At 42.9% G+C, this 16033-nt stretch carries 14 protein-coding genes; 5 read left to right on the top strand and 9 right to left on the bottom strand.

Going from position 1 to position 16033, the window contains the following annotated elements:
• Positions 1-74 precede the first annotated feature (74 nt).
• Positions 75-356, bottom strand: coding sequence for an ATP-dependent Clp protease adapter ClpS (clpS, locus tag VB620_RS13150; RefSeq protein WP_323196604.1), 282 nt, complete (start codon positions 354-356; stop codon positions 75-77).
• Between the two features lie 277 nt (positions 357-633).
• Between clpS and VB620_RS13155 the strand changes: the two genes are divergently transcribed.
• A complete protein-coding gene (locus VB620_RS13155; protein WP_323196605.1) occupies positions 634-990 on the top strand; it encodes a hypothetical protein in 357 nt (118 codons plus the stop codon).
• A 63-nt stretch (positions 991-1053) separates the two neighbouring features.
• Here the strand turns inward: VB620_RS13155 and VB620_RS13160 are convergent, their stop codons facing one another.
• Both VB620_RS13160 and VB620_RS13165 read right to left on the bottom strand, forming a co-directional pair.
• Positions 1054-2226 (bottom strand): pyridoxal phosphate-dependent aminotransferase, encoded by a 1173-nt coding sequence (locus VB620_RS13160; protein WP_323196606.1) that lies wholly within the window; start codon positions 2224-2226, stop codon positions 1054-1056.
• A gap of 171 nt (positions 2227-2397) precedes the next feature.
• Positions 2398-2598, bottom strand: a complete 201-nt coding sequence (locus VB620_RS13165) for a hypothetical protein (protein ID WP_323196607.1) — start codon at positions 2596-2598, stop codon at positions 2398-2400.
• A gap of 658 nt (positions 2599-3256) precedes the next feature.
• Between VB620_RS13165 and VB620_RS13170 the strand changes: the two genes are divergently transcribed.
• Complete coding sequence (locus VB620_RS13170; RefSeq protein WP_323196608.1) at positions 3257-5881, top strand: TIGR03960 family B12-binding radical SAM protein; 2625 nt, start codon at positions 3257-3259, stop codon at positions 5879-5881.
• Positions 5882-6242: 361 nt separating this feature from the next.
• On the opposite strand, the gene VB620_RS13175 is transcribed toward VB620_RS13170, so the two are convergent.
• The gene (locus VB620_RS13175; RefSeq protein ID WP_323196609.1) at positions 6243-6416 is read right to left on the bottom strand and encodes a hypothetical protein; all 174 of its coding nucleotides are present in this window, start codon (positions 6414-6416) and stop codon (positions 6243-6245) included.
• A gap of 95 nt (positions 6417-6511) precedes the next feature.
• Here VB620_RS13175 and VB620_RS13180 point away from each other — a divergent pair, with 95 nt between their 5' ends.
• Both VB620_RS13180 and VB620_RS13185 read left to right on the top strand, forming a co-directional pair.
• Entirely contained in the window at positions 6512-8782 is a 2271-nt protein-coding gene (locus VB620_RS13180) for an Rne/Rng family ribonuclease (RefSeq protein ID WP_323196610.1), read from the top strand.
• Positions 8783-8827: 45 nt separating this feature from the next.
• Positions 8828-9433, top strand: a complete 606-nt coding sequence (locus VB620_RS13185; RefSeq protein WP_323196649.1) for a ribonuclease HII — start codon at positions 8828-8830, stop codon at positions 9431-9433.
• A gap of 68 nt (positions 9434-9501) precedes the next feature.
• Here VB620_RS13185 and VB620_RS13190 read toward each other — a convergent pair whose 3' ends face one another.
• On the bottom strand, positions 9502-10110 hold the full coding sequence (locus VB620_RS13190) for a DUF1997 domain-containing protein (protein ID WP_323196611.1): 609 nt from the start codon (positions 10108-10110) through the stop codon (positions 9502-9504).
• A 175-nt stretch (positions 10111-10285) separates the two neighbouring features.
• Between VB620_RS13190 and pheA the strand changes: the two genes are divergently transcribed.
• Positions 10286-11194 (top strand): prephenate dehydratase, encoded by a 909-nt coding sequence (pheA, locus tag VB620_RS13195; RefSeq protein WP_323196612.1) that lies wholly within the window; start codon positions 10286-10288, stop codon positions 11192-11194.
• Positions 11195-11215: 21 nt separating this feature from the next.
• Here pheA and VB620_RS13200 read toward each other — a convergent pair whose 3' ends face one another.
• The 4 genes from VB620_RS13200 to fusA all read right to left on the bottom strand — a co-directional run bounded on the left by VB620_RS13200 (position 11216) and on the right by fusA (position 15992).
• On the bottom strand, positions 11216-11863 hold the full coding sequence (locus VB620_RS13200) for an LON peptidase substrate-binding domain-containing protein (RefSeq protein WP_323196613.1): 648 nt from the start codon (positions 11861-11863) through the stop codon (positions 11216-11218).
• 277 nt (positions 11864-12140) lie between these two features.
• Positions 12141-12458: a 30S ribosomal protein S10 gene (gene rpsJ / locus VB620_RS13205; protein ID WP_006196404.1), complete on the bottom strand. Its 318-nt coding sequence runs from the start codon at positions 12456-12458 to the stop codon at positions 12141-12143.
• A 203-nt stretch (positions 12459-12661) separates the two neighbouring features.
• The gene (gene tuf / locus VB620_RS13210) at positions 12662-13891 is read right to left on the bottom strand and encodes an elongation factor Tu (RefSeq protein WP_323196614.1); all 1230 of its coding nucleotides are present in this window, start codon (positions 13889-13891) and stop codon (positions 12662-12664) included.
• Between the two features lie 22 nt (positions 13892-13913).
• Positions 13914-15992, bottom strand: a complete 2079-nt coding sequence (fusA, locus tag VB620_RS13215) for an elongation factor G (RefSeq protein WP_323196615.1) — start codon at positions 15990-15992, stop codon at positions 13914-13916.
• Positions 15993-16033 lie beyond the last annotated feature (41 nt).

Consider the following 16033-nt stretch of genomic DNA (forward strand, 5'->3'; position numbering starts at 1 on the left):
AGAGGACAAAATCAAAGTCGCAAGTTAGAGGCAATTTATTTGTCCTGTCTTCCTTCACTAAACAATATTTTTAGCTATTCTTCAGGTTCAATTGTGCTGCTTAAACCATGACCTTTTAAGGTTTCGCAATAAAACTCAGCGTGTTCTTGCTCACAAGTAATGACTAAAGCCAGACCACTAGTATGGGCTTCCATCATAATGCTCACAGCTTGAGGCTGTGTAAGGCTCGATACTGTAGTTAATAGTGATTGCACGACGTGTTCCATAGAATTATAGTCGTCGTTATGGATTAAAACTCGATACCGAGGCGCGAGCTTGCGGGAGGTGGAACGCTTCTCAATAGTTTCGACTGACACGGCTATTGGCTCTTTATTAGATGATTTACTACGACCGGATAACTGTTGAGCATTTACTTAACAGTTATTTACTCAATGTTATAACATTCTTATGCAAACCTGATGGCTTAACAATGCTTTTCGGTTAAAGAAGTTTCGCGTACAAGTCACAATATCTGACAAGCCTAAGAAATAATCTAATTTTAAAGTATTTCCGTTTAAGGATAGCGCATTTTCGCTTTTAAAATGAAAGGAAGCAGAAAAAATCGTTGGTTACCACTGTCCCAACTCCGTGAACATGAGTCTAGACTTTAAACCAGGACAGATTGTGTCCTTAGAACATAGTGACAGGAATCTGTTTTTAGAAGTGATCCAAGTAGTTGTTTCTCGTCAGTTATGCTGGGTACGTCCTTTGTTACTAGTTAGCTTGACCCAGGAGTCACCACTGGTTACTGATATGCGAGATGCATCTGATTTGCTTTGGCCAGTCAATTTGTTTCGACCAGCCTTAGATACAGAAGTAATTACCTTTTTGAGCCAAGTTTTGGTTAAAGAACCAAATAATCACCCTGATTCTGCTGCTAAGGTGGAATTTAATCAATTTATCCACGAAATTTGGCACGCACATCAGGAGGGAGAAGAAGCAGGGGAGTAGGGAGCAGGGGGTGAATTTTTCCCAATACCCAATATCCCGTTTGTCCCTTCGCCCATTTTCCCATCAAGCATAACGAATGCCGGCATCTTTGAGACGTTGAATAGCTTCATGCATCCGCTCATCGGGAATTGTCAGGGCGATGCGGAAAAAACCTTCCCCATTTGCACCATAACCATTACCTGGAGGAACCATGATGCCACATTTGTCAAGTAACAAATCAACAAATTCTGCGGAGGAGTACCCTGGTGGTACGGGAACCCAAACATAAAGTGTCGCTTTTGGCGGTTCGATTGGCCAGCCTAAAGATTGTAATCCTTGTACAATAATGTCACGCCGCTTTTGGTACACTGACATTAAGTTTTGCAGTTCTGCTTCAGTAGTGGAATAGGCTGCGATCGCCGCTTTTTGAATTGCCTTAAATACTCCAGAATCGACGTTGGTTTTTACCTGTCTCAAGCCTTGAATACCAATGGCGTTACCAACTACAAAGCCAATACGCCAGCCCGTCATATTATAGGACTTAGACAAACTGTGAAACTCAATGGCGACATCTTTTCCACCAGGAACTTGCAGCACACTAGGCGGTTTATAACCATCATAAGCCATCTCCGAGTAAGCATGGTCATGACACAGTAAAATATTATACTGCTTACAAAAATCAACTAATTCTGCAAAAAATTCTAAGCTAGCTAAGGCTCCCGTAGGATTATTAGGATAATTAATCCACAATAACTTGGCTTTACGAGCAATTTCTTCAGGAATCGTATTTAAATCAGGTAAAAAATTGTTTTCTGCCTTCAACGGCATAGTATAAGGTTCACCACCAGCAAAAATTGTCGCAGTCTGATACACCGGATAACCAGGATCTGGAATTAGGGTATAGTCTCCAGGTTCAACAAAAGCTAAAAATGTGTTGTGTATTGCTTCCTTAGAACCGATGGAAGAGATAACTTCTGTCTCTGGATTTAACCCTGTCACCCCAAACCGATTTTCCATCCAATTAACTGCTGCTTCCCGAAATTCTCTGGTTCCCTGATAAGGAGGGTAGTTATGGGTGGAAACATCATCTATGGCTGTGTGCATAGCTTGAAGGATATGTTCTGGAGTCTGTGTATCAGGATCGCCCAGTGCCAGATTAATAATATCAACTCCCTCCGCCACGAGTTTTTCCCGTTTGCGGTTAATCTCAGCAAACAAATAGGGAGGAATTTGTTCTAAACGTTTAGCGGGCTGCATGGCGGTTTACTGTTAATGCAAATTGTGGATGCTCAACAGCATAGTTTACGCCAGAATGGTGAGATAAATATGAAAACTCATACAGAAACGCTAGCTATTAGTGCTGTATTTCAGCCTTAATTTCCTGGTTATGGTTAAAATCGATTGAAAATCACAATAGCAAAGCTAAGACTAATATCCCCAAGTAGGTACTAGCTGAACTCGACCAGCATCCATTTCTGCCATTAATAACTCTAGGGCTTCATAATCAACATCAGAGATATGACCCATTTGAGTTAGTTCTGAGTTGATTTCATTTTCGATTTCAGGGGTTAATTTTTTAATATCAAGTGCTTTTGCGACTAATTGACGAATAACGTACTTAGTTCTCATAACTAATACACCAAATTATATTTGATAGTAATTATCCAGGATCACCCTTGGTATAAAATGTGATTTCAAGTCTGATAAAACCGTGATATAGATCACTACAAGAGGTAAAAAATAATTTGTTATGAACCTTGGTGCATAAACCTAATCAGAATGAAAAGCAAGTCTTGAAATCTATAGCTCAGGTTTGAATAAATTAGCTGAATTTAGACAAAGTAAGCCTTGTCAGCCAAATTATGCTTAGTTTCTTGGCTCTACGACTATCTATATAGATTGTTTGGGAACTGGGGTGGGAAAAAAGTATATATCAATACATTTTGCCCTGTGTTTATAACAATCTTTAAATAGACCTATGAAAGTAATAAAGATTCAGCAAAGATGCCGGAAAATTTGGATCAAGTTCAGAAAAAAGTTGATCTTTGACGCATGATTAACTTGGCAGACTGAATAAATCCCCTGATATGGAAGTGTTAACCTGCCAACTGGTGATGAGGTGTCAAACAATTAAACGTACCCCATAGCACATAATGTCTCGCAACAGTCAGAAAGTAAATTTGTGTAAAAGAGTTGTAAGTTAATATGATTAGCTGTGCTGAAATGCCTAAATCAATGCTAAGTTATATTTGGTAAGCTGTAATTAAGGTAGCTAGAAGATAGCATAGTGGCTGTTGCAGTTGAAAAATTAATCACGTCGGATATTTTAAAACCAGCTCGTTACTTGGGTAACGAACATTTAGCGGTACATAAACCTTGGAGTACGGCAACTATACGCTGGGCGTTAACCTACCCAGAAGTATATGAAGTCGGTTCATCCAACTTAGGGCATATCATTCTGTATAACATTTTGAATGCCCAGCCTCGACAGTTGTGCGATCGCTCCTATTTACCAGGTGCTGACTTGGCGGCTAAACTGCGGAGTACCGACACACCTTTGTTTGCTGTAGAATCTAAGCGATCGCTCTCGGAATTTGACATTTTAGGTTTTAGTCTCAGTTATGAACTGGGTGCAACTAATATTTTAGAAATGTTGGATTTAGCGGGAATCCCCCTTACATGGCAAGAAAGAACGGCTGGTAATCACCCGTTAATTTTTGCTGGGGGACAAACGGCAACCTCCAACCCTGAACCTTATGCCGATTTCTTTGACTTTTTTGCCCTGGGAGATGGGGAAGAACTGTTACCAGAAATTGGTTTGGTACTGGAAGAAGGTAAACAAACTAACTTAGATCGGCAAAGCTTACTCCTGGATTTGGCGCAGATTCCAGGTGTCTATGTCCCTCAGTTTTACGAAATGAGGGCTGGTGTTTATCCACTCCGTCCAGATGTACCGGAACGCATTGTGCGCCGCGTTGCCACGCCAATCCCAGCTTATTCCATTGGCTTAGTTCCTTACGTGGAGACAGTCCACGATCGCCTAAGTCTGGAAATTCGTCGGGGTTGCACCCGTGGTTGTCGCTTTTGTCAACCGGGAATGTTAACCCGTCCAGCGAGGGATGTGGAACCAGAGGCCGTGGTAGAGGCGATCGCCCAAGGAATGCAAGCCACAGGTTACAACGAATTTTCTCTTTTGTCTCTGAGTTGTTCAGATTATTTAGCCTTGCCTGCTGTGGGCATGGAAATCAAAAATCAGCTAAAAAATCAAAATATTTCCCTTACTCTTCCCAGTCAACGGGTAGATAGATTTGATGAAAATATTGCCAATATTCTGGGTGGAACTCGCAAAGGTGGGCTAACTTTTGCCCCAGAAGCGGGAACCCAAAGAATGCGGGATATTGTCAATAAAGGTTTAACTAATGAGGAATTATTAAGAGGTGTAAAAACAGCTTGGGAACAAGGCTGGGATAAAATTAAGTTATATTTCATGATTGGTCTGCCCGGTGAAACCGATGCAGATGTAGTGGGCATTGCCGAAACAGTGGCTTGGTTACAAAGAGAATGCCGAGCTAGAGGCAGAAAACCCTTAAACTTCAACTTGACAATTTCTAACTTTACACCAAAGCCCCATACCCCTTTTCAGTGGCATTCTGTTTCTACTGCGGAATTTAAACGTAAACAAAATCTACTCAGACAAGAATTTCGCCGCATCAGAGGAGTCAAGGTGAATTTCACTGATGTTCGCATTTCTGCTATGGAAGACTTTGTAGGTAGGGGCGATCGCACTCTCGGAAAAGTAGTAAGACGTGCCTGGGAACTAGGGGCTGGGATGGATTCCTGGTATGAAAACTTAGATGCGGCCTTTGGAGCTTGGGAACAGGCGATCGCAGAAGCTGGCTTAACTTGGAAATACCGTCATATAGAACAGGGACAGTTGAATCTGTTTAATGTCGAGGAGACAGAAATTGAGGAAACAAAATCCTCTTCATCCCTCCCAGAAGCCAGTCCCCTACCTTGGGACCACATTGACACCGGAATTTCTAAAAAATGGCTCCAGGAAGACTTAAACCGGGCTTTAGAGGCGGCTGTAGTACCTGACTGCTCCTTTGCAGACTGTTCACATTGCGGTGTCTGCGGCACTGACTTCGGACATAATATTGTCATTCCACCACCAGCAATCCCCGACTTTAGCGGCAACTTCGTCCCCAACACCAATAAAACCCAACGGTTACGTATGTGGTTTGGGAAACAAGGTAGCATGGCTTTAGTGGGTCACTTAGATTTAATGCGTCTGTTTGACCGAGTAATTCGCCGCGCAGGTTTGCCCATTGCCTTTACTGGCGGGTTTCATCCTAGTCCCCGCATGGCGATCGCCAGTGCCTTAACACTAGGAGCCACCAGCACAGGAGAAATTGTAGACTTTGAGCTAACCGATGCAGTAGAACCTGAGTTTTTCCAGCAACAGTTAGCCAAAGAACTGCCGACAGATATCCCCATATATCACGTTGCTGCCATAGATTTAAAGAGTCCAGCCGCTAACCAACTGATGGCAGCCGCAGACTATTCAATAACAGTAGCAGCAGAGATATCAGTAGAAAACACAGAATGGCAAAACTGGTTAGACCAAATCCAAGCCAAAACAGAACTGTGGTGGGAGAAAACAACCAAATCTGGGAAAAGCCAACTCATAAATCTGCGCGATCGCTTGTTTGAACTGGAGTTAGTGGAAAGTTCTCCAAGTTTTGCAGAATCCACATCAGTCACCACCGTAAAATTGCGTTATGTCGGTAGTTGTCGTCATGATGGAACCATCTTGCGTCCAGAACAAATTCTGTCTATGCTGGAAATAGTGTCAGGGAAAAATTTTCAACTTCTGCACATTCACCGCAATCACCTAATTTTAGGGGTATAATCCGGGAAAGACGACTTGCTAGTAGTTGTCTTAATACAGCAGAGTATGGGATTTAATTTCAACTAAGTTGCGTTAAAATCAGATGAACAGAATTTTTTGGACTGGCATTAAATCAACTAGTTCACTCTTTTGGTAATCAGAAAGCCAAAGCGAAGATATGAGCATGAGATTTCTAAGATTGAATCTCAAATCAGGTGAAGTGGTCACTGAGCTTTCCGATGCCCTGAGCAGTTCGACAAGATCACTGTAATACTTGTCGAAGGATCGAAGTGCAGATTAAAAAAATCACTCCTTATTTCCAGCATCTTGTGAACCAGTAATTTAAAAATAGACTGCCGCGGCCATTTATCTTTCCTGCTTTTTAAGCAACTTCTTGAATGCTTAATCCCGACCTAACCATAAGGCATAAACAATCAACCTCATGTAGTTGATTTATTTGCGAAAAACTTTCCGCAGCCCCTTGGGAATAATCTGGCGTATAAACGCAACGGTTTAATTCATAAGGCTCCTTGATTTTGAGCCAAAAAGTGACCATTTATTTGTATGATCAGCAGCACCTTTTGGATTAGCTAAAGGTATAAGAACTTCCAGAAGCTTCTGGTTGGTGCTGCCAAATTTTGAGGAAGTTGAATGCCAAAGCAAATTATCATAGCAGAGCAGCATCAAATTGCGGCTGTATTTTCTGAAGATCAAATACAAGAACTGGTTGTAGCCACAGGTCATCACCAAATTGGCGATGTCTACTTAGGTGTGGTAGAAAATGTTTTACCTGGAATAGATGCCGCCTTTGTGAACATTGGCGACCCAGAACGCAATGGTTTTATTCATGTCACAGACTTAGGTCCCCTCAAGCTAAAACGCACAGCCGCCGCCATTACCGAGTTGTTAGCACCACAGCAAAAAGTCTTGGTGCAGGTGATGAAAGAGCCAACAGGAACTAAAGGACCAAGACTGACCGGGAATATTACTTTCCCAGGGCGCTATGTTGTCCTTATGCCTTATGGCAGGGGTGTAAATTTATCACGACGGATTAAGAGCGAAAGTGAGCGTAATCGTTTGCGGGCTTTGGCCATATTGATTAAGCCAGCTGGTATGGGTTTGCTGGTTCGCACCGAGGCTGAAGGTAAACCAGAAGAGGCGATTATAGAGGATTTGGAACTATTGCAAAAGCAATGGGAAGCGATTCAGCAAGAAGCAAATTCTACTCGTGCGCCAGCTTTGTTAAATCGGGATGATGATTTTATTCAGCGTGTGCTGCGCGATATGTATGGTGCAGATGTGAATCGCATTGTAGTGGATTCCAGTTCTGGTTTAAAGCGCGTTAAGCAATATCTCCAAAACTGGAGTGGGGGTCAAACGCCACAGGGAGTTTTATTCGACCATCACCGCGATCGCTCACCCATCCTAGAATATTTCCGGATTAGTGCTGCGATTAAAGAAGCACTCAAACCTAGAGTAGATTTACCTTCCGGTGGATATATTATTATTGAACCCACAGAAGCCTTAACAGTGGTAGATGTGAACTCCGGTTCCTTTACCCGCTCCGCCACAGCCAGAGAAACGGTTTTGTGGACAAATTGTGAAGCTGCTACAGAAATTGCTCGTCAGTTACGTCTGCGAAATATTGCCGGCGTAATAGTAGTTGATTTTATTGATATGGAATCCCGGCGAGACCAATTGCAAGTTCTGGAACATTTTAACAAAGCCCTGAAAGCTGATAAAGCCCGACCTCAAATTGCTCAGTTAACCGAATTGGGCTTGGTAGAATTAACCCGCAAACGCCAAGGTCAAAATATTTATGAGTTATTTGGCGATACTTGCCCAACCTGCGGTGGTTTAGGTCATATTATGCACCTACCGGGAGAAACCGAAGGACGGTCCACACCTAGAAACGATGCCTCACCTACTAGCCCAGGAATATTGCCAAAAGCAGGTGAATTATCAGATCGTTTTGATATAGGTTACCCCCCCTCGAAAGTCTCCTTACCCCAAAAGGAACCACGGTTGCCCATAGCTCGCATCAATGACCCACAGGAAAATTATGATGCCTTTGGGGAAGTATTTGACGGGGATTCTGATTTAGGCAGTTTTGATTCTATCAACCATCCCAGCTATCAAGAAGCCCGCGATTCTAAACGTCGTGTTCGCAAGAGCAGTCATAATCGGGTTGGTATTAATGGTGTAAATCGGAAAGATGAAAACCCCATTACCCCTCTACCATTAGGTTTTGACAACGAGTCAGATTTAGAGGCGGACATATCAGAACTTCGACCCTTCGACAAGCTCAGAGCATCGCCAAGCTCAGGATCGACAGACTTGGAAAGATCCACGCGAGATATAGTCTCTTCTGGTTTGGGTAAATCTGGTTGGCAAGAAAGAACAGACCGAGATTCTAGCTTTGGTTCGGAACAGTCTAGCTCTATGTTGCCTCGAACTACGAAAGTTACTAAGGTAGAACCTATTAAGCCCATAGTGGAACCCCCGGAAATTAAAACTGTGGAAATGACTCTGGAAGAACAAGATGTGTTCGCATTAATGGGAGTTTCTCCCTTAGTGAAATTAGAACAGGAGGCGAAAAGTTCTAAATCTGTCATTATTAATATTGTCAGTCCTGGGCATTTAGCAACTAAACTACCTGATTCTATTGCTGATACCAGTGAGAGTGAGATTGAAGAACTCACCCAGGAACCTGTATCAGAGACTATTAGCAGTGAGCCAGCAGATTTAGATAATCATGTCTCAACAGAAAATACATCTCAGGTCGAGTCAGATGAGAAACCTGTATTGAAAAACGCAACTGAACCTAGCAGTTCGGAAGTAAAGACAGATATGAGCAATCGTCGCCGTCGCCGTCGTTCTTCTGCTGTAGAGTCAGATTCTTCCGTTGATGAGGATACTTAACTAGCTAATCAAAAAAGCTTTGGACTGGGGAGGTATTTGTTGACTATGTGGCGAGAGTTGTGTTCTAGTTCTGGGGACTTACCTGAGTTAGTCGCCGGTATAGATGAAGTGGGGAGAGGCGCACTATTCGGACCAGTGGTGGCGGCTGCGGTAATTTTACCAGCTTCTGCTTTGCCAATCTTAATAGCAGCTGATGTTAAAGACAGCAAAAAACTCTCTATTTCTCGCAGAACTAAACTAGCCCGACAAATTTGTGAACTAGCTACGGACTGGACTATTGGCTGTGCTTCCACTACGGAAATTGATCAGTTAAATATTTTGCAAGCTACCCTATTAGCCATGAGGCGTTCTGTGTTGAAGTTGCGTGTATTGCCCATGCTCTGTTTAGTTGATGGTAACCAGCCCATTAGAGATTTGAGCCTGCCGCAAGAAACTATTATTAAAGGGGATGAGCGATCGCTAAGTATTGCAGCTGCCAGCATTGTGGCCAAGGTTTGGCGCGATGACCTAGTAATACGTTTAGCATCAAAGTACCCTTTATATAATCTAGAGCAGAATAAGGGTTATGGTAGCCAAAAACATTTAATTGCCCTGCAAGAATATGGGCCATCACGACTGCATCGTAAATCATTTCGGCCTTGTCAACCATGAGAAAATAGGCGTGGGGAAAGGGAAGTTTAAATTCCCTCTGCACTCCTTTGATTCAGTTTCAGAGGATATCACTCTGGATTCATAATGGGTAGGTTGCTATGATTATCTGAGGTATTTTCTTCTATTTGTGATTTTACCCAAGAGTGATAATCTGCTAAAAGTTGATGTAGCAACCTTTGTTTGATGGTCATTAGTACGCTTTTGAGTAAACCGTTGCCTGCGGCTTCTAAAATTGGCCTAGGTGTGAAACAAATTGGTGGTGGTATATCTACCTGTACTTCTAAATCGGCTTTTCCTTGCAAGCTAGTAATACCGTTGCTCTGGTGTAATGACAAATGTCCCTGTAAATTTAATGCAAAGCGCTGATTAATATATTCAAAACCCAGGATTTGACAACCAAGCGATCGCAACTTAATAGTGCCATTTGATTCAGCCCACACTTTTATATCTACCGTGGGCTGAATATTCAGGGAGAGAAACGTCAGAGGCTGCATTTTTAAGCGAAATACTTGCTCTGAAAGCTGATGTATTCGCCTACTATCAGTTAAGGCATTAACTAAACGTTGAGGCTGACGAAGGTAGTGTTCGATGGGGATAGGTTGGGATGAGATGTTAATTTTTGCGGTTTGAGAGGCACTGAACTTGGTCGCCCCTGAGCCTAGTGGAAGAGTGGACATGAATTAAAGCACTCTAATTAATATTCATATTAATTAGCATACCTCGCTCTCACCAGATAAGGCTTGAGCCAGATTGATAACTCATCACCGACCTTTGAGGATAGCTGAGAGTTAGATAGGTCAAGTCCAAGAAGATTCATTCATATTTTGAAATAGTTCTAAGTACTTCTAAGCCATGAACCGCGTGAAGAATATATCGATTGCCCATTTAGGACCGTCTGGTACTTATGCCGAACAAGCGGCTGTTTTTTATGTTAATTGGCTAACTCAAAAAACAGGATTTAGCGGTACTTTATACCCTTGTCAAAGCATTGCAAAATCCCTGAAAGCTGTTGCAGATGGAAAAACTCAGTTAGCTGTTGTACCGATAGAAAATTCCATTGAAGGTAGTGTAACTATGACAATGGATGCACTGTGGCAATTGGATAGTTTAGAAATTCAGTTGGCTTTGGTTATGCCCATTGCCCATGCTTTAATTTCTCGTGCAGCTAGTTTAGATAGTATTCAAACTGTTTATTCTCATCCACAAGCTTTGGCACAATGTCAAGGATGGTTAGGGCAATTTCTCCCAACTGTTCAGCTAATACCAACCCATTCTACAACTGAAGCACTTAAGGGATTAGATCAGGACTTAACAGCAGCTAGCATCTCATCTAGTCGAGCGGCTCAACTATATAATTTGCCTATATTAGCTAGTAATATTAACGACTATACAGAGAACTGTACTCGCTTCTGGGTGGTGAGTAAAAGTCAAGAAACTCCAGAGGCTCTCATGATTAATAGTGTTAATAATTTAACGAATATATTAGGAGATGCTAGTCACACCTCTTTAGCTTTCAGTTTACCCGCAAATCTACCTGGAGCGCTGCTTAAAACTTTACAAGTATTTGCTCAACTAGGGATTAATCTCAGCCGAATTGAATCACGACCAACAAAGCGATCTATGGGAGAATACTTGTTTTTTATTGATTTGGAAGCAGGTATAAAGTCAGCACAGATGCAATTAGCTTTAGCCGAATTAGCTATGCACACAGAGGTAATCAAAATTTTCGGCAGCTATCTTGTTTTGCCTATCAACACTTAAATCCTAACCTGTAGTTGCTAATTACGAATTATTAAATGTATCTTTGAGAACAGCACGAGCTGCTAAATGATTGCGAGTAGAAGTCAAAATTTCGGCTTCTCTTTCGAGACGAAGTACGGTATCTTGTGTTTCTAGTAAGCCCTGTTGCTCTGAAGCCACACCATAGAGGTTACTGGCGACCCAATAAGAAAGCTCTGTGGGTAGGTCGGGTAATTCGTCTGGTAGTTCCATCTCTTGTTCAGTTAATTTGGCGGAAAGACGCACTACATCTCGCAGCAGTTTTTCTACTTCACTAGCCAAAGGACGTAGATCTTTAGTTGGTGGCTGGTCTTCTAACCACTCTACTAAGCCTACACGGTAAGGCTTTTCACGAATATATTCTAAAACACGAAACCTTTGCTGTCCTAAAGTTAACATTTTCATGCGGTCATCTGGCAACCGTTGATAATGAATAATTTCTGCACAGCAACCAACGTTGGCAATTGTACCGTCAACTGGATCGACCATTAATACCCCAAATCGGCGATCGCTTTCTAAGATCGTGTTCATCATGATTCGGTAGCGAAATTCAAAGACATTTAGGGGTAATGGTCTGGTGGGGAATAGAACTACTTCGGGTAACGGGAACAGAGGTAGTTCACGAACTGCAATTTTAGAAGAGGATGTCATTCTTACCTTGGGATAAATTTAATTTTAAAATTTATTATTAATATTCTTTGCTTTTCCTGTACTTTATTTATATTCTATCATTTGTTTTCCAGGCAATAAAAAACCCTGAAATTTTTCTTCAGGGTTGGGTCAATATAACACTATAAAATCAACGCATATTCTGTCTTTGAAAACATGAGTGACGCTAATTTTAGTCAAAATTAGTAAAATGGGGGAGTCATTAGTAGAGACACGATCCATCGTATCTCTACATAAATGTTAATGACCAAGGATTAAATTATAGTTTTACTTCAATATCCACACCAGAGGGTAAATCTAATTTCATCAGGGCATCAATAGTTTTAGAAGAAGGCTGATAAATGTCAATAATCCGGCGATGGGTGCGGGTTTCAAAGTGTTCCCGTGCATCTTTATCTACGTGAGGCGATCGCAGCACACAGTAGATTTTGCGTTTTGTGGGTAAGGGAATTGGACCTATAGCTGTAGCATTGGTTCTGTTAGCTGTATCTACAATCTTCTCGCAAGATGTATCTAATAAGCGGCGGTCAAAAGCCTGTAAACGAATTCTAATTTTCTGCTGCTGTAGAGTTGCCATCTTTAATTTTCCAGGTTCTGATTAATTAAGGAAATAGTTAGTTGGGAATGGGGGGTAGCTTATTTTATTTTTACCGCACGGCTTCTTCTCGTCAGGCTAGCGCTTACGGCAAAGCTTATTCCTCACTCCCTGTTATAGAAGGAAGAGAAAGGAGCAGAGACGAATTGTACCATCTCTGCTCCTCTGTTATGGGACAAAAAGTGTTACTTCACGATTTTTGAGACAACACCAGCACCGATGGTGCGGCCACCTTCACGAATAGCGAAGCGCATTCCTTGCTCAATGGCGATCGCGTTGATTAGTTCTACTGTCATTTTGATGCGATCGCCTGGCATCACCATTTCTGCTTCACTACCATCATCGGAAGTAAAAGCTGTGATTGTGCCAGTTACATCAGTTGTGCGGACATAAAACTGAGGACGGTAACCAGAGAAAAATGGAGTCTTCCGACCGCCTTCTTTCTCTGTCAGGACGTACACTTCACCTTCAAATTGAGTATGAGGAGTAATGGAACCTGGTTTAGCGATCACCATACCACGTTCAATATCAGCCTTTTGGATACCGCGTAGGAGTACACCAGCGTTATCTCCAGCCATACCTTGGTCAAGACTCTTCTTGAACATCTCAATCCCAGTTACAGTGGTGTTACGGGTATCTCTAATGCCCACCAATTCAACGTTATCGCCGACTTTGACTACACCACGTTCAATCCGACCAGTAGCAACAGTACCACGACCTGTAATAGAGAACACGTCTTCCACAGCCATCAAGAAGGGCTTATCTACAGCACGATCTGGAGTAGGAATGTAGGAGTCTACTGCTTCCATGAGGGCGTAGATTTTGTCTACCCAAGGATCTTCACCCTTTTGAGTTTTGGGATTAGCAGTCATTGCTTCCAGTGCTTTCAGACCGGAGCCTGTAACGATGGGAATATCATCTCCTGGAAAATCGTAGCTAGATAGTAGCTCCCGAACTTCCAATTCCACCAACTCTAGTAGTTCTGCGTCGTCCACCATGTCTTCTTTATTCAGGAAGACAACTAGACTAGGTACACCCACTTGTTTTGCCAACAGGATGTGTTCACGGGTTTGGGGCATGGGGCCATCAGCCGCAGAAACTACGAGAATACCACCATCCATTTGAGCCGCACCAGTGATCATGTTTTTGACATAATCAGCGTGTCCGGGGCAATCTACGTGAGCATAGTGCCGCTCGCCAGTTTCATACTCAACGTGAGCGGTATTGATGGTGATACCCCGTGCTTTTTCTTCGGGAGCATTATCAATTTGGTCGTAGCCTTTACCTGTAGCTTGACCCATAGCGGCCAGAGTCATAGTAATAGCTGCTGTTAAAGTAGTTTTGCCATGATCAACGTGGCCAACTGTACCGATATTAACGTGGGGTTTAGTCCTTTCAAACTTTGCGCGTGCCATGAATGCTCGTTTCCTTTTTTAATTAAGCGTTCCCTTTGCTTTTCGCTATGATTGCTTCAGCCACGTTGCGGGGTACTTCTTCATAGTGGCTAAATTCCATTGAGAAGATACCCCGTCCTTGGGTCTTTGAGCGAATATCAGTAGCGTAACCAAACATTTCTGCCAATGGGACTTTAGCAGTTACTTTGGCAAGACCGTCATCAGATCCCATACCTTCAATTTGCCCACGACGGGAGTTGAGGTCGCCCATTACATCCCCAAGGTAGTTTTCGGGTACTTCAACCTCAACCTTCATCATAGGTTCTAAGAGTACGGGTGATGCTTTCAACACTGCTTCTTTCATTGCCATTGAACCGGCAATTTTGAAAGCCATTTCTGAAGAGTCTACATCGTGGTATGACCCATCAATCAAAGTTGCTTTGACATCAATCAGTGGATATCCGGCCAAAACACCGGATTCGCAACTTTCTTTCATTCCTTGTTCTGCGGGGCTAACGTACTCTTTGGGTACAGTACCGCCAACAATCTTAGAAACAAATTCAAAGCCCGTACCGGGTTCGCCTGGTTCCAAATTGATCACAACGTGACCATATTGACCTTTACCACCACTTTGGCGAATGAATTTCCCTTCAATTTTGGTGACTTGTTTACGAATTGTTTCGCGGTAAGCTACTTGGGGCGCACCCACGTTCGCTTCTACTTTGAATTCCCGTAACATCCGGTCTACCAGAATCTCTAGGTGTAGTTCTCCCATACCAGCAATCACAGTTTGATTCGTTTCCGGATCAACGTGGACGCGAAAGGTGGGGTCTTCTTCTGAAAGAGATTGCAGAGCTTTGGAGAGCTTGTCCATGTCATTCTTGGTTTTGGGTTCAACCGCTACCGAGATCACAGGCTCAGGAATGAATAGGGATTCCAGAATTACTGGTGATCCTTCATCAGTGATGGTATCACCTGTCAAGGTATCTTTTAGACCCAATGCTGCTCCCAAGTCGCCGGCCCGCATTTCATCTACGTCTTGTCGTTCATCTGCTTTCAAAATCACCAGGCGGGAAATGCGTTCTTTCTTGTTCTTGGTGGCATTAAGGACGTAGCTACCTTTTTTAAGAACACCAGAATAAACCCGAACAAAGGTGAGACGACCGTAGGGGTCAGCCATAATCTTGAACGCTAGAGCTGATAGAGGTTCGTCATCATTAGCTTTGCGCTCAACAGTCTCACCATTAGGTAATGTACCTTGAATTGCCGGTACTTCAGTTGGTGCTGGTAGATAATCTACTACTGCATCCAGCATCAACTGCACGCCTTTATTTTTAAATGCCGAGCCACAAAGTACAGGCACAATCTTACCTGCAATTGTACCTTTACGCAGGGCAGTGCGAATTTCCGCTTCTGTAAGTTCTTCTCCCTCGAAGTACTTGTTCATCAGAACGTCGCTGGTTTCGGCTACAGCTTCTATCAGCTTGGTGCGGTATTCGTCTACCTTCTCTTGCATTTCGGCGGGGATATCTGTTTCTTCGATATCTGTTCCTTCGTCGTTGTTATAAATATAGGCACATTTCCGTACCAGATCAACGATGCCACTAAATTCAGTTTCACTACCTATGGGCAGTTGAATGGCGATAGCATTAGCACGCAGGCGATCGCGCATTTGCTCATGAACTCTGTAGAAGTTCGCGCCTGTACGATCCATTTTGTTGATGAATGCTATTCTCGGTACTTTGTAGCGTTCTGCTTGTCGCCACACTGTTTCTGATTGTGGTTGAACGCCACCTACAGAACAAAATACTGCGATTACACCATCTAAAACACGCATGGAACGTTCAACTTCGATTGTGAAGTCAACGTGTCCTGGAGTATCGATAATGTTAATTTGATGATCTTTCCAACTGGTACTGATAGCAGCCGCAGTGATGGTAATTCCCCGTTCACGCTCCTGAGCCATCCAGTCGGTAACGGCAGTTCCTTCGTGAACTTCGCCAATTTTATGAATTATACCGGAGTAAAATAGTATTCTCTCGGTTGTCGTGGTCTTGCCCGCATCTATATGCGCCGCAATACCGATATTGCGTACTTTCTCTAGCGGGATGGTACGTGCCACAGTAGCCTCCTATTATAGTTTTTGCCTCATGATATCTTGTA

This window comes from Nodularia harveyana UHCC-0300 (assembly GCF_034931085.1).
Classification (GTDB): Bacteria; Cyanobacteriota; Cyanobacteriia; order Cyanobacteriales; family Nostocaceae; genus Nodularia; species Nodularia harveyana.